This is a genomic window from Helicobacter sp. 23-1045, assembly GCF_053654655.1.
Genome location: NZ_JBSIUR010000008.1, coordinates 78001 through 91523 on the forward strand (window position 1 = coordinate 78001; position 13523 = coordinate 91523).

Here is a 13523-nt window from a genome sequence, read left to right on the forward strand (position 1 = left end):
ATGCGCTAGATTCTGTGAAAACGCAGAATCTGCTATCAAAAAAAGGGCGAATTTTGGCGATGATTGAGCGCGAATCAATTGAGCAATTAAAGCAAAGAGCGGACATTTATGAGATTGTAAGCCACTATGTAGAGCTTCGCCGAACAGGCGCAAATTACACGGCGTGTTGCCCATTTCACAACGAAAAAACGCCAAGCTTCGTGGTAAATCCGCAGCGCAATATTTTCAAATGCTTTGGCTGTGGCGAGGGCGGGGATTGCATTAGCTTTATAATGAAAATCGAAAATTTGACTTACGCCGAAGCGGTTGAAAAACTTGCATATTTATGTAATTTCACGCTAACTTATACCGACAAAAAACCGCTTGATTTTGGCGTGAATGATAGCCTTTCAAAGATTGTCAGCTACTATCAAAATCTCTTGCGACAAAATTCAAATATCTTGCAATATTTGCGCGATAGAGGCATTAGCGATGAATCTATTGCAAAATTCAAACTTGGTTTTAGTGGCGTGGGCGCGGATTTTGTGGCGTTTTTAAAGCGCAATCAAATGCCATTTGATAAATTGGTTGAAATTGGCGTAATTGGGCGCGATTCAAGCAACGCGAATCGATTTTTTGCAAGATTTAGTGGGCGCATTATGTTTCCCATATATGCGACAAATGGCAAGGCTGTGGGCTTTGGTGGGCGAATATTGAGTGGCGAAGGCGCGAAATATATCAACTCACAGCAAAGCAAAATCTTTAACAAATCACGCCTTCTTTATGGCTACAATCTCGCACGGGAGGGTATTTTCAAAAAACACCAAATCATCATCACAGAGGGCTATATTGATGTGATTATGCTTCATCAAGCGGGTTTTACAAACGCCGTTGCCACGCTAGGCACTGCGCTTACGCAAACGCATATTCCACTTATTAGTCGGGGTGAAGTGGATATTTTGCTATGCTATGATGGCGATAATGCGGGGATAAATGCGGCATTTAAGGCGTCCTTGCTTTTGGCAAACAAAAATGGTGGCGTGGTGATTTTTGAAAATGGCAAAGACCCAGCAGATATGGTGGTAGAGGGCAAAATCGCGGATTTAGAAAAGCTATTTTCCGCGCCTATCCCATTTATCAAATTTGTCATTCAAACCATTGCAAATCGCTTTGATTTGGGCAATCCACTGCAAAAAGAGAGGGCGTTAAATGAGATTTTGGACTTTATGAAAAATCTATCCCCGCTTTTGCGCGATGAATACAAGGATTTTGTGGCAAATACGCTTCAAATCTCGCCACGATTGCTAAATGTGCGCAAAAATAGCAAATCTTCAAACACGCCAAATCCAAATGCAACAAACAATAGATTCGCAAATCCATCAAATGCGGAGGAAATTTTGCTGAAATCCATTTTGGAGGATAATGCGTTGCTTGAAGTTGCGTTGGAGTATTTAAGCGAGGGCATTTTCACGCGCAAAGAGGCATTTTTAGCCCTAAAACGCGGAGAATTAGAGCATAAAGATTTGCTAGGAATCGCCATCGATGAGCATATAAAGGCACTAAATTACGCGGATTTTAAAGAGCAAATGCGACTTTTTTTAATAAACGCTTATGCAAAAATGCTAGAAAAAGTCAAAACAAGCGATTTAAGCGATAAAATAAACCGCGCCTTTGCAATAAATGGCAAAATCAATTTACTAAAAAAAGGCACTTTGGTGCGCTATGAAGAAAATTTGTAAAAAAATCCTTTGTGTCGCGCTTTTGTGCGGTGCGATAAACTCTGCAAACGCCATCAATAACGCCAAAAATTTTGAGATTTATGGCGATATTATGCAGTTTCTCCCCGCATTTGTGGCAATCTATCCACTTGCCACGCAGGACTTTGAGGGCGCGGGGTGGTTAGCACTTAGCACGGCAACTGCGATTGGTGCGACTTATATTATCAAATATAGTTTTTATGGTATCGCAAAGAAAAATCCTAACGCCGCGCGAATCTCACAACGCCCAAACAACGGAGCTTTTCAGGGCTTCCCTAGCGGACATACCGCAAGTGCGTTTGTCGCAGCGGGATTTGCGCAAAAGCGATATGGCAATGCGCTTGGAGTTCCTTGCCTAATCCTTGCTTCGCTCACGGGGGCTTCGCGCGTGGTTGCCGAAAAGCACACGATTTTACAAGTGCTTGGCGGGGCGATTTTGGGTTACACTTTGGGATATTTCATCACGCAAAGGGATTTGAGCGTGAGTCTAATCATAGGCGAATCAAATGCAAATCTTATGAGATTTCGCAATGATTCATTTGTGGATTCGCCCGCCAAATCGCACAATTATGCAATTCAAATTTCTTATAGATTTTAGATGAAAGGACAAACTATGCTAACACATATCAACAAACACAAAAACCCCACAATGGTAGATGTTTCGACTAAAAATATCACAAGCAGAGAAGCCGTTGCAGAGGGGCAAATCTCTATGAATAAGGACGCTTTCAACGCGCTAAAAAATAATACAAACTCCAAAGGTTCGGTAATTGATACGGCGATTGTAGCTGCGATTATGGGAGCGAAAAAAACTAGTAGTTTTATCCCTATGTGCCACCCGCTTTTTTTAAGCAAAGTGGATTGCGAAGCGACTATGGACGCCACGAATCGCGCCGTAATTTTTAGTGCAAAAGTCAAATGCGAGGGCAAAACTGGCGTAGAAATGGAGGCGTTAAGTGCCGTAAGTATCGGGCTTCTTACAATCTATGATATGCTAAAAGCTGTGGATAAAAAAATGGTGATTTCAAATATCCGCCTGATTAGCAAAAGCGGTGGCAAAAGCGGAGATTTTCGGGTGTAGAATCTGTCGCAGAATCTGCCTATATTTTGTCATTGCGAGGCAGTTTGAGCGAAGCGAAAACAACGAAGCAATTCGCAGAATTGGATAAAGAAACTTCGGCTTCGCCTTGTTTTGCGAGCGAAGCGAAAACAACGAAGCAATCCAAAAAATCAAAAAACGCAGAATCTGTCGCAGAATCTAAAAAAAGCGAATTTTCGCTATAATTTCGCGTTTTTAATCCCAAATTTAAAGGTTTGCTATGAAATATATTTTGATTTTCGCACTTTTTCTTTGTGGCTGTGGAGTGCCAAATATCACAAACTCCAAAAGCGTAGAGCTAAAAGACTTTGAGCCTTTAATCAAAGAAGCAATTTCGCAAGATGTGCCACAAGAATTGCGCTTTACGCCTAGCGACAATGATTCGGCGGCGTTTTATGATACACCGCAGGTAAAAATCCTAAATTTGCTTTTAGCCTACCAAAAAGAGCATTTTACCTTTAATGCGACATTAGAAAGATTAGCGCAGAGCGCAGAGCAAAAGGACTTTGTGAAATATTATCAAAACGCTCAACGAAACATTTTGCTATTTGCGCTTGTGGGATATTATACAAGCGAATCTGATGGGCGAATGGATTATGCAGATTTTGTCAAAAATATAGATGATTTTTTCGCAGAGCAAGGGCGAATGATTGAGGATTTGGGCGAGTATTTTTTCACATTTATTGACAATCAAGAAACTTCATCTGTTTGCATTGGACTGCCTTGCGGACACGAGACAGAAATTGTAAATTTGAAATATATGGTTTTAAATCTACAAACAATAAGCAACAAAAGCAAATTGATGAAAATTTTTCAATACGGGCGAAGAGGATACAATAACTATCAAATGATAAAATCCGCAAAAGAAAATGAAGCGTGGAGCGATTTAAAAGGCAAAAATTTATTTGCGACAAAACCAACTCAACAGCAAATAGATGACTTTATAAACGCATTTGAAATCGATGGCGCACCAAAGGCATTTGATTTGTTTATAGAATTTTGGGTAGAAGCTTATTTGACTAGATTGTATTATGCGAAAAATGCCCTAGCACTCGCAGTGCAAGATGATATAAAAGACATTGATGATTATGCGGTATGCGACATAAGCGCGTATTTGGATAGCAAATCCACCAAAGCCTGCAAGAATGCCATAAAACAAGAAATGACACAAATCGCAGCAGAGCTAAAATTATATATGGGTTTTCAAGCACTTTTTAACGATGGGCAAATGTGTGTGGTGGTAAATAATGCTAAATTTATCACAAACGCCGACAACAAAAGCGTAGTTTGCACCGCGCTAAAAGAGGCATTAAAAGAATAGCGATTTATGTGAAAACTCTTGTAAAAATTTTATATAAACGGCAAAATCGCAGAATCTCACACGCAAAAACGCAGAATCTCGCAATGACGAAATAGGGGCAGATTCTGCGATTTTGGTGCGATTCGCACAAACTTCGCAGAATCTAACGCAGAATCTAATCAAAAAAATAGCAGATTTTTTAAACCGCTAGTATAAAAATTTTGATTTGGTATTTTTGCGTTGTTTAGCGTAAATTCAGCGATTTTGGATAAATTTTATAAGTTTATTTTAAGATAATTTTAAGTTTATTTTAATCTTTTTTGATTATGATTTCGCACTAATTTTTGCAAAAATTTCTAAAATATTTAAGGATAATTTGATGAAGCTAAAAATTATATTTGCCCTTTTTGCGCTAAATGCGCTAAATGCCGCAAGTGATATTGAGATTACAAAAAGCGCAGAATCTAGCGCAGATTCTGCGATTTCATCTGCGATTGCATTTGAAGAAATGTTTGCGATAAATCCGCAAAATGAGATTAAAGATAGGCTAAATGACGAAGGCGAAGGCACTTTGGATTTAAAAAATTTACTTTTAAAGGCAAAGCAAAACTACCAAATGCAAGCAAAAGATTTGGCGATTGAGCAAGCAAAAGCCACGCGAGATGCGGTTATTGGGCGATATTTGCCTAGCATTGATGTGGGGTATAATTTTGGTTTAGCGCACTCATATCCGCAAAACAAATGGGGCAAGGGACTGCAAACCCATCAGCTTCAAGCAAGTGCTTCGTGGGTGATTTTTGATGGGGCGGCGCGTGAATATAGTTTGCTTTCAAATAACGCCCTGCTTCGCGCTGCGATTGCCGATAAGGGTTACAGCGAAGAATCAATGTTTTTGCAAACGATTTCGCTTTATTATCAGTATTTTTCGCTAAAAGGGCAGATGATTGCAATGGAGCAGAAAAAAATCAATATCGCTGCAAATGTCGCACGAATCGAGATTCTTTATAACGCGGGATTGCAGCCCATCGATGCGTTAGAGCGATTAAAGGCGGAGCTTAGCAATACCGAATATCAGTTAGAGACGATTCGCCTAAATTTAGAGCAAACCAAAATGCAACTCTCACTTTTGGCAAATGATGATATTGAAAAACTAAAACTTGTGGCGATTAAAACCCCTGCGGATAAAGAGATTCAAAGCCTAAATATCACAATGCAAGAAGAGCAGGCTTTGAGCTTGGATTATCAAGCAGGGACAATTACATATTTTCCTACGATTTCGCTATTTGATACTTATTCGTGGAATTTTAAAAATAATGCCGAATCTATCTTGGGCGCGGGATATTTTTCGCAATATCCAAAGCAACAAAATGTCTTTGGCATAAGCGTTTCGTGGAATATTTTTAGCGGATTTACCACGAATCGCCAAAAAGAAGCGTTGAAATTATCTAGCCTTATGGTGTCTAAAAATATCGCTTATATGCGCGATGAGCAAAAAAACAATATCAAATTTTACAAAAAGTCCATTATCGCGGCGCAATCGCAAATCAACTCCGCAAAAGCCGCGCTAAAAAGTGCGACAACTTCATTTGAGACGATTTTGCAAAAATATCAAGCGCAGTTGGTTAGCTATAATGACTATTTGGATTCGCTTATCGCCAAATACAACGCCGAATCTGTGTATATTCAAAGCCTAAATAACTTTGAATTGCAAAAGGCAAATTACATTTTTTATAGCGGACAAATGCTATTAGATTATATTGATTAAAAGGCAAATTTTAAAATAAGGAGTAACAGATGAAAAAATTAGTATTTTTAGGATTCGCGCTCTTTTGTGCGAATCTATGGGCAGAGGAAGTTTATGCGACTTTTGTAAGCTATGGCGTAAAAGAGGCGAGTTTGAAACTCAACGCTTCTGGCATCGTAGATACAATCAATGTCGATGTTGGTTCAAAAGTCAAAAAAGGCGATGTGCTTTTAAAAATCAAAAATAGCACACAAATTGAAAATGTCAAAATGCAACAAGCCCAAGCGGACGCAAACGAACAGACTTATTTATTTCAAAAAAGTCAGTTTGAGCGATACGAGCAAAGCAAAAGCGTCATTGACAAAAACACTTATGAGCAAATGTATGCGAATTTTAAAAGCACGGAAAATAACTATAAGACTTCATTAGCGTCCTTGCAACTGCAAAAAGAAATGCTAAATGATACTTATTTAAAAGCACCATTTGATGGCGTGATTGCCACAAAAAATATCGAGTTAGGCGAGGGTGTGGTGCAAAATAATACGGAGCTTTTCACGCTAATTAGCAATGAAGTAAAGATTGTGTTAGAGTTTGACTCCAAATATGCGGGAAAAGTCAAAGTCGGCGATGTTTATAATTTTTCGGTGGATAACGCCAAAAATAAGCAAAGTGCGACAATCACAAAGGTTTATCCAAGCATAGATTCGCAAACGCGCAAAATAAAGGCAGAAGCAAAAGTGCAAAATATGGTCTCTGGCGTATTTGGCGATGGATTTATCACTACAAAATAGGGGTAAATCTTATGAAAATTGTGCCGTCACTACGAGACAAATCCGCACTTTTCTATTTTTTTACAAGTGGCGATTTTCTTAAATTTTCTCTATCTTTTGCGAGTGGAGATTCTCTTAAAGTCTCCCCCTCCCTTGCGGAGGGGGATTTAGGGGGTGGGTTAAAAACGCAAAATATTAGTGGCGCGCAATTTTCAAATAGCGATTCTACCCACCCCCTAGCCCCCTCCGCAAGGGAGGGGGGATTATTTTCGTCATTGCGAGACTTGCGAAGCAAGTCGTGGCAATCCACAAACAATAACACACGCAATAAATGGATTGCTTTTATTTTCTATCGAAAATCTCGCAATGACGGGCAAATTCGCATTAGATTCTGCGAATCGCAGAATCTAGCGCAATTTTCGCACGAATCGCAGAATCTGTAAAAACAAATTAAATTTTTAAAAGGATTAAAAATGTATAAAATAGCAATCTCAAAGCCCATTTTGACGCTTGTATTTGGACTAATGCTACTATTTTTTGGGATTTTGGCACTTTTTCGCTTCCCTGTGTCGCTTTGGCCTGATATTGACTTCCCTGTGGCGGCGGTTGTTACGACTTATCCGGGCGCAAATGCCGAGACGATTGAGACAAAGGTGACTGACAAAGTCGAAGAGGCGTTAAGCGGGATTGATGGGATGGATAAAATCACTTCGATTACTTCGCAAAATGTCTCCCTTGTGATTGCAAACTTCGTGTTAGAAAAGGACAAGGCGGAGGCGATGAATGACTTGCGCGACAAGGTGGGCGCGATTCAATTTGATGATAGCAATATCAAAAATCCTAGTGTTTTGAAGTTTGATAGCTCATCTACGCCGATTTTAAGCATTTTTGTAAGTAGTGATAAAGTCTCTTTGCCCGCGCTTATGCGAACCGCAGATGAAGTTGTGAAACCAAAATTAGAGCGCATCGCAGGTGTAGCAGGGACAAATGCGATTGGCTATCGCAACAGAGCAGTGCGAATCCAGCCAAATGTCGCACTTATGAATAAATATGGCATAACTTACGCGCAACTCTCGCAAATCATCGCACAAGAAAATATCGAAATAAGCGGTGGCAAGGTTAAGACAGATTCAAAAGAATGGGTTGTGACAATCGATGCAAACGCCAAAAGTGTGGCGGATTTAGAGCAGATTCGCATCACAAATAATCTCAAACTTGGCGATATTGCGGAGGTTAGCGACTTTATAAACGAAGATACGACTTTTGCGAAGGTAAATGGCAAAAGGGGCGTGATTTTTGAGGTGCAAAAACTCGCAGGGCAAAATGACATCGCCATCGCACAAAGCGTGCATAAGATTTTGCCCGAATTGCAAGAGCAGTTAAAGGACTATGAGATTGAAGTTTTGCGAGATTCTACGACTTATATTCAGCACTCAATCGATGAGGTGAAATTCGACTTGCTTTTGGGCGCGATTTTGGCGACTTCGATTGTGTTTTTATTTTTGCGAAGTTTTACAATGACAATCGTTGCGGCGATTTCTTTGCCTATTTCAATCATCGGCACTTTTGCGGTGGTGCAAGGTATGGGGCAGAGTTTAAATATGCTTGTGATGATTGCGCTAACTTTGGCGATTGGGATAATTATTGATGATGCCATCGTTGTCATCGAAAATATCCACAAAAAGCTAGAAAAAGGAATGCCACGATTAGAGGCGGCGTATGAGGGGGTTAAAGAGATTGGCTTTGCGATAATTGCGATTTCAGCAATGCTTTTGGCGGTGTTTGTGCCGATTGCTACGATGGGCGAGATTATCGGGCGCATTATGCAAAGCTTCGCGCTATCCGTTGTTGCGGCGATTGTGATTTCGTATTTTGTTGTCGTTACGATAATCCCTACGATTAGTTCGCTTGTGGTTAGCACAAAGCAAAGTAGATTTTATATCGCAACAGAGCCATTTTTTAGGCGAATTGACAAGCTCTACATTCAAAGCGTTAGCGTGGCAATCAAATATAAATTTTGGACGATTCTTGCTACGGCGATATTTTTCGCGCTATCCTTGCTTCTAATCTCGCGACTTGGATTTAACTTTATGAGTAGCGAGGATATGGGCGAGTTTAATATATTTATTGAGACAAAACCGGGCATTACACTTGAAGCAATGCAAGGCGAAGTGGAGAAGATTTATAGCGAAGTGGCGCAAGATTCTGCGGTAGATTCTGCGAGTGAGCAAATCGGCTATAATAGTCTTAAAAATCCCTTCCGCGCGAAAATCTATGTGAAACTCGTAGATAAGGACAAGCGAGATAGGACGCAGTTTGAAGTGATGAGCGATTTGCGAAAAAAGCTGCGTGAGAAATTCTCGCACTTGCAAATCTCAATCGCCGAGATTTCTACGATGGGTGGCGGTCCAAACTCACCTTTGCAAGTCATTATAAAAGGCGACAATCAAGACAAAGTCACAGAATCTGCCGATAAACTAGTCGCAATGCTTCGTGGCGTGAAAGGGATTACCGATGTGCGAACCGATACGCCCGATTACGCGCCTGAATATCACATAAATATTTTACGACAAAATGCAAACCGCGCAAATGTCTCCGCCCAAAGCATTGGACGCGCGATAAATGCGGCGTTTTCAGGGGAGAGCACGATTTCATATTACCGCGAAAATGCAAAAGAATACGACATTTTGCTTCGTGTGCCAGATGATGAGCGAAAGAAATTAGAAGATTTGCGCTTTTTGCAAATCCCAAATGCAAGGGGCGAAATGGTATTTATCGATGGGCTGATTGAGATTAAAGAAACTTCGCTCCCTAGCTCGATTAAGCGATATGATAGAGAGCGCAGTATCACAATCTATGGCAACATCAATCAAAATGATAATAACCTAAATGCGATTTTACAAGAGATGAATGAGCGCAAAAGCGAGTGGCTAGTGGATGGCACAAACTACACGCTTGATGGCGAGGCAAAATACGCCAAGCAAACAATCGAGCAGATTGTGATTGCCATTGCTACGGCGTTTATTTTGATTTATCTAATTTTGGCGGCGTTGTATGAATCGCTAGTGCAGCCAATTATTATTATGATAACGCTCCCGCTGTCCTTCTCAGGGGCGTTTATCGGACTTTGGATAACGGGCAATGGACTTACGATGTTTGGGCTAATTGGGCTGATGGTTTTGATGGGCGTGGTGGGTAAAAATGCGACTTTGATTATCGATATGGCAAATGAGTTTCGCAATAAAGGCAAGGGCGTGGATGAAGCGATTATTTTGGCGGGTGAATCGCGCCTACGCCCGATTTTGATGACTGTGCTTGCGATGGTATTTGGTATGCTACCTTTGGCGATTTCCACAGGTGCGGGGAGTGCGATGAAGTATCCCATCGGCATTTCGATGATTGGCGGGCTAATCGTATCGATGTTTTTAAGTTTGCTAGCCGTCCCTGCGTTTTATAAGATTATGGTGCCAATTGATGACTTTGTGCGAAGCTTTTATGCGAAAAATTTGAAGTTTAAGTAATGGGCGCGTTGTCTTTTGGCGATAAATCGGGGAGACTTGTTGTTCGCTTCGTTGATGAACCATTAGTTCTATCGCCTCGCTCACAACTGCGCAACCACGATTTCTCATCCAAAATACTTCCGCGCAAGTCGCTTATATTTTTTTGGATTCGCAGAATCTAATGTGCTATAATGACAAAATTTTTTCATTTAAAGGACAAATATGCTAACCATAGATTTACCAAAAGAAGCAGAAAAATTCGTCATAGATGAAGCAAATAGAGAAAATATCAGCCACAGCGAAGTTATCCAAATAGCACTTTCGCATTTAGCGCACGAACGCCGAATCCAAAACTACAAAAACGACATAGAGCTAATAAAGCAAGGCAAAATGCGATTATTAAGCGCAGATGAGGTGTTTGGTAAAATTAAAAAAATCATAGATGAAGCGTGATGAAAGTTATCTATTCACAGCGATTTTTGATTGAACTTGGGAGGATTGCTAAATTTATTGCGCGTGATAGCAAAATCCGCGCAAAAGAATTTAGCAGATTCATAAAGCAAACCTGCCAAAATCTTACCACAAATCCATACAAATGCCGAAAATCGCCAAAATTTAACAGCGACAATGTTCGTGATTTGATAATCAAAGGCTTTGTTATCCCCTATCTTGTGAGTGAAACTTGCATAACAATTTTAGGGATTTATAAAGAAAATGCGTGGGAAGCGTAAGTTTTGAAACTTTTGCCTACCAAAGATGGCTCTTTTAGCTTATATAGCGAGAAGTATCGCGATTTTTATCACAGCACAAAGGACGGCGCGATATTAGAGACGCTTTATAAGCATATAATCCCTACATTTACACTAACGCAGAATTTGGATTTTGCGAAAGATTCTGTAATATTAGATTCTGCGAATCGCGCTAAAAACGCAGAATCTACGCTAGATTCTGCGAATTTGCGTGATTCTGCGCCACAAAATCCCATAAAAATCCTAGATATTTGCTTTGGGCTTGGATACAACGCGCTTTTTTCTCTTGCCTTTGCCAAAAAGTGCGGGATTGCCGCTAAAATCTACTCCGTTGAGTTGCACTTGCTTGAAACGCTTCGCAATTTTGCCTATCCAAAAATCTTGCTTTGTTATTTGCCTTTGCGCGAAATTTTGGATTCGCTATTTTTGCGTGGGGCGTGGGAGAGTGAAAATCTATCGCTTTATTTACACAAAGGCGATGCGAAAATTTATTTGCAAAATCTCGCCGATTCGCGCCAAAATAGCGAATCGCAAACCTTTGACATAATTTATCAAGACGCTTTTAGCCCTACCAAAAACGCCGAGCTGTGGGATAAATCGCACTTTCAAAATCTACACGCGCTTCTAAAAAATAACGGCGCAATTAGCACTTATTCTAGCAGTAAAAAAGTCCGCCAAACTTGCCAAAGCGTGGGATTTGAAGTCTATGATATGAAATGCGGGAGCTTAAAAAACGGCACGATTTTAGCTAAATCGCAGAATCTCCCCAAAATTCAAAGCATTTTTTTGCAAAAAATCACGCTATAATTTCGCCTAAATTTTCAAAAAAAGGACGCAAAATGACTATCGTAGTGGAAAATGCCGACAAAGATTTGGTGAAAATCATCAAACACATCGCAAAGCTAGGCAAGGCGAAGGTAAAGCCGATGCGCGAAAAAGGCATAGATAAGGCGATTAAAGAATACGAAAGGGAAAAAGATACGCTAAAAACCTATAAAAATTTTGATGAATTTGAAAAAGATTTGTTTGGCGAGAATGCTTAATGTATATTTTTAAGCCCGCCTCACGCTTTAAACGGCAGTATAAAAAATTGAGCGATGATGATAAAGTGCGCGCAAAAGCAGTGATTGACAAACTCTTAAACGATGAAATATTAGACGCAAAGCACAAAGACCACAAGCTAACAGGGGAATATGAGGGATTTAGAGAGTGCCATATCAAGCCGGATTTATTGCTAATCTATAAAAAAGAAAAGCGCGTTTTAATCCTAACCTGCCTTGCAATCGGCTCACATAGCGATTTATTTTAGATTCTGCGAAAGGTAATAAATCGCAGAATCTCGCCAAATTTTGCACGAAATCGCAGAATCTAAAACATTATCTCTAATCGAATCGAGCCGTATTTGTGTTGCCATTTTTGCTCCCTAAATCGCTTTGATTGATTACTCCAAACATACCCCAAAGAGACATATTTCCACCCAATCATCGCGCCTAGCTCAGCTTCATACAAAAATCGCTCTAATTTCACGCCACTTTTTGCGCCACCAAATGTATTGCCCTCTATAAACATATCGCGCCCCACGATGCTCCCACTTGCGCCAAAAAATACATAGACTTTTAGTCCGTCATCTGCGATATTTTGGGCGATTTTTGAGTGTAGTTTTTGCAATCCAAAGTCATTTTTTATCCCATATCCCAAGCGAAATTTTGCCCCCGCATTTATCGCAGTGCGCGCATTTCCAAGCGAAATTTGAAAATGTGGCAACACATCAAAAAAATCCTCAATAAACACCCATCGCCAAATAAATCCATAATGAAAGTTAAACAAAAATTCATTTTTTAGCGCGCGATAATCCCATCCTTTGTAAATGCGATTATTTGTCAGCGCGTGGATGGCACTTTGCGTCTCTTTGCCAAGCGCAAGCGGTCCTGCTACGCCCAAATCTATGCTAAATTGCTCCATAAAATCCCGCGTTCGGCTCACAAAGGACAGATTTGCGTAAAGTCCCGCGCCAAAGAGCAAATCATCGTTCGCCACAACGCTATCGTAGTTTGCCTTGCTTGGCGTGTGTAACTCTTGATTTAGCGAGAGAAAAAAGCGCGTGAAATGCTTGTCGTAGAGATGGGCGAATCCCGCGATTTTGTTAATCCACGAATCCGCAAACTCAGGGCTCAAATAGCTCACAAAATGCCCTGCGGTGTAGTATTCATCGCTTCGTATGAATGGCTCGAAATATGCGTCATTTTCGCTAACGACATTTATGGCGTGGTTTTTGTTTGGGGTAAATTCGTCGGCGTGGGTGAGATTTAAAACAAAAAGAAACGCAAAAAATATTTTTGTAAAAATATTTATGTTGATTTGTGTTTTGGATTCGCGTGATTTGGATTCTTCGCTACGCGCTAACGCGCTTCGCTCAGAATGACGATTTTTTTGGATTGCTTTGGGCTGTCGCCCTCGCAATGACGGATTTTTTGCACTTTGATTCGCATTGTGAATCTCAATCGAAGTAATGGCGGTAGTGCTTTGCGTTGTTTTGGCGCGAAATGAGCGAAATAGGACTTGGGCGTCCATTGAGCGAAATTTTGTGCCAAAACAACGCAAATGATTACCCCAGAACAAATTGCC

General features: G+C 40.5%; 16 protein-coding genes. 14 read left to right on the forward strand and 2 right to left on the reverse strand.

Annotated features, from left to right (window positions below):
- Nucleotides 1–14 precede the first annotated feature (14 nt).
- The 5 genes from dnaG to ACWIUE_RS08805 are packed head-to-tail and all read left to right on the forward strand — an operon-like array spanning nucleotide 15 to nucleotide 4156.
- Nucleotides 15–1718: a DNA primase gene (dnaG, locus tag ACWIUE_RS08785; RefSeq protein WP_454136357.1), complete on the forward strand. Its 1704-nt coding sequence runs from the start codon at nucleotides 15–17 to the stop codon at nucleotides 1716–1718.
- Nucleotides 1702–2334, forward strand: a complete 633-nt coding sequence (locus tag ACWIUE_RS08790) for a phosphatase PAP2 family protein (RefSeq protein WP_454136358.1) — start codon at nucleotides 1702–1704, stop codon at nucleotides 2332–2334. Before dnaG ends, ACWIUE_RS08790 begins: the two co-directional genes overlap by 17 nt.
- A gap of 15 nt (nucleotides 2335–2349) precedes the next feature.
- Entirely contained in the window at nucleotides 2350–2817 is a 468-nt protein-coding gene (gene moaC, locus ACWIUE_RS08795; protein WP_454136359.1) for a cyclic pyranopterin monophosphate synthase MoaC, read from the forward strand.
- A gap of 44 nt (nucleotides 2818–2861) precedes the next feature.
- On the forward strand, nucleotides 2862–3020 hold the full coding sequence (locus tag ACWIUE_RS08800; protein WP_454136360.1) for a hypothetical protein: 159 nt from the start codon (nucleotides 2862–2864) through the stop codon (nucleotides 3018–3020).
- A 35-nt stretch (nucleotides 3021–3055) separates the two neighbouring features.
- Nucleotides 3056–4156: a hypothetical protein gene (locus tag ACWIUE_RS08805; protein ID WP_454136361.1), complete on the forward strand. Its 1101-nt coding sequence runs from the start codon at nucleotides 3056–3058 to the stop codon at nucleotides 4154–4156.
- On the opposite strand, the gene ACWIUE_RS08810 is transcribed toward ACWIUE_RS08805, so the two are convergent.
- Nucleotides 4145–4318 carry a hypothetical protein gene (locus ACWIUE_RS08810; RefSeq protein ID WP_454136362.1) on the reverse strand — a complete coding sequence of 58 codons (174 nt, stop codon included), beginning with the start codon at nucleotides 4316–4318 and terminating at the stop codon, nucleotides 4145–4147. The genes ACWIUE_RS08805 and ACWIUE_RS08810 overlap by 12 nt on opposite strands.
- Nucleotides 4319–4514: 196 nt before the next feature.
- On the opposite strand from ACWIUE_RS08810, the gene ACWIUE_RS08815 reads away from it, so the two are divergent.
- The 9 genes from ACWIUE_RS08815 to ACWIUE_RS08855 all read left to right on the forward strand — a co-directional run bounded on the left by ACWIUE_RS08815 (nucleotide 4515) and on the right by ACWIUE_RS08855 (nucleotide 12207).
- Nucleotides 4515–5900, forward strand: a complete 1386-nt coding sequence (locus ACWIUE_RS08815) for a TolC family protein (RefSeq protein ID WP_454136363.1) — start codon at nucleotides 4515–4517, stop codon at nucleotides 5898–5900.
- A 29-nt stretch (nucleotides 5901–5929) separates the two neighbouring features.
- Nucleotides 5930–6670 carry an efflux RND transporter periplasmic adaptor subunit gene (locus ACWIUE_RS08820; protein WP_454136364.1) on the forward strand — a complete coding sequence of 247 codons (741 nt, stop codon included), beginning with the start codon at nucleotides 5930–5932 and terminating at the stop codon, nucleotides 6668–6670.
- A gap of 11 nt (nucleotides 6671–6681) precedes the next feature.
- Complete coding sequence (locus ACWIUE_RS08825; RefSeq protein WP_454136365.1) at nucleotides 6682–7092, forward strand: hypothetical protein; 411 nt, start codon at nucleotides 6682–6684, stop codon at nucleotides 7090–7092.
- A gap of 30 nt (nucleotides 7093–7122) precedes the next feature.
- Nucleotides 7123–10170 carry an efflux RND transporter permease subunit gene (locus ACWIUE_RS08830; RefSeq protein ID WP_454136366.1) on the forward strand — a complete coding sequence of 1016 codons (3048 nt, stop codon included), beginning with the start codon at nucleotides 7123–7125 and terminating at the stop codon, nucleotides 10168–10170.
- 201 nt (nucleotides 10171–10371) lie between these two features.
- The gene (locus ACWIUE_RS08835) at nucleotides 10372–10602 is read left to right on the forward strand and encodes a hypothetical protein (protein ID WP_454136368.1); all 231 of its coding nucleotides are present in this window, start codon (nucleotides 10372–10374) and stop codon (nucleotides 10600–10602) included.
- Complete coding sequence (locus tag ACWIUE_RS08840; RefSeq protein ID WP_454136369.1) at nucleotides 10602–10880, forward strand: type II toxin-antitoxin system RelE/ParE family toxin; 279 nt, start codon at nucleotides 10602–10604, stop codon at nucleotides 10878–10880. The genes ACWIUE_RS08835 and ACWIUE_RS08840 overlap by 1 nt, the downstream gene beginning before the upstream one ends.
- Before the next feature lie 3 nt (nucleotides 10881–10883).
- Nucleotides 10884–11705, forward strand: coding sequence for a tRNA (5-methylaminomethyl-2-thiouridine)(34)-methyltransferase MnmD (locus tag ACWIUE_RS08845; RefSeq protein WP_454136371.1), 822 nt, complete (start codon nucleotides 10884–10886; stop codon nucleotides 11703–11705).
- 32 nt (nucleotides 11706–11737) lie between these two features.
- Complete coding sequence (locus ACWIUE_RS08850; RefSeq protein ID WP_454136372.1) at nucleotides 11738–11941, forward strand: hypothetical protein; 204 nt, start codon at nucleotides 11738–11740, stop codon at nucleotides 11939–11941.
- A complete protein-coding gene (locus ACWIUE_RS08855) occupies nucleotides 11941–12207 on the forward strand; it encodes a type II toxin-antitoxin system YafQ family toxin (protein ID WP_454136374.1) in 267 nt (88 codons plus the stop codon). Before ACWIUE_RS08850 ends, ACWIUE_RS08855 begins: the two co-directional genes overlap by 1 nt.
- 59 nt (nucleotides 12208–12266) lie before the next feature.
- Here ACWIUE_RS08855 and ACWIUE_RS08860 read toward each other — a convergent pair whose 3' ends face one another.
- A complete protein-coding gene (locus ACWIUE_RS08860) occupies nucleotides 12267–13499 on the reverse strand; it encodes a lipid A deacylase LpxR family protein (protein WP_454136375.1) in 1233 nt (410 codons plus the stop codon).
- Nucleotides 13500–13523: the final 24 nt, after the last annotated feature.

Excerpts from the sequence above, each read along its gene's own strand:
- ACWIUE_RS08790 (WP_454136358.1), top strand. The coding sequence starts at position 1,702 with ATGAAGAAAATTTGTAAAAAAATCCTTTGTGTCGCGCTTTTGTGCGGT.
- ACWIUE_RS08840 (WP_454136369.1), top strand. The coding sequence starts at position 10,602 with ATGAAAGTTATCTATTCACAGCGATTTTTGATTGAACTTGGGAGGATT.
- moaC (WP_454136359.1), top strand. The coding sequence starts at position 2,350 with ATGCTAACACATATCAACAAACACAAAAACCCCACAATGGTAGATGTT.
- ACWIUE_RS08815 (WP_454136363.1), top strand. The coding sequence starts at position 4,515 with ATGAAGCTAAAAATTATATTTGCCCTTTTTGCGCTAAATGCGCTAAAT.
- ACWIUE_RS08830 (WP_454136366.1), top strand. The coding sequence starts at position 7,123 with ATGTATAAAATAGCAATCTCAAAGCCCATTTTGACGCTTGTATTTGGA.
- ACWIUE_RS08835 (WP_454136368.1), top strand. The coding sequence starts at position 10,372 with ATGCTAACCATAGATTTACCAAAAGAAGCAGAAAAATTCGTCATAGAT.
- ACWIUE_RS08825 (WP_454136365.1), top strand. The coding sequence starts at position 6,682 with ATGAAAATTGTGCCGTCACTACGAGACAAATCCGCACTTTTCTATTTT.
- ACWIUE_RS08820 (WP_454136364.1), top strand. The coding sequence starts at position 5,930 with ATGAAAAAATTAGTATTTTTAGGATTCGCGCTCTTTTGTGCGAATCTA.
- ACWIUE_RS08850 (WP_454136372.1), top strand. The coding sequence starts at position 11,738 with ATGACTATCGTAGTGGAAAATGCCGACAAAGATTTGGTGAAAATCATC.
- ACWIUE_RS08855 (WP_454136374.1), top strand. The coding sequence starts at position 11,941 with ATGTATATTTTTAAGCCCGCCTCACGCTTTAAACGGCAGTATAAAAAA.
- ACWIUE_RS08805 (WP_454136361.1), top strand. The coding sequence starts at position 3,056 with ATGAAATATATTTTGATTTTCGCACTTTTTCTTTGTGGCTGTGGAGTG.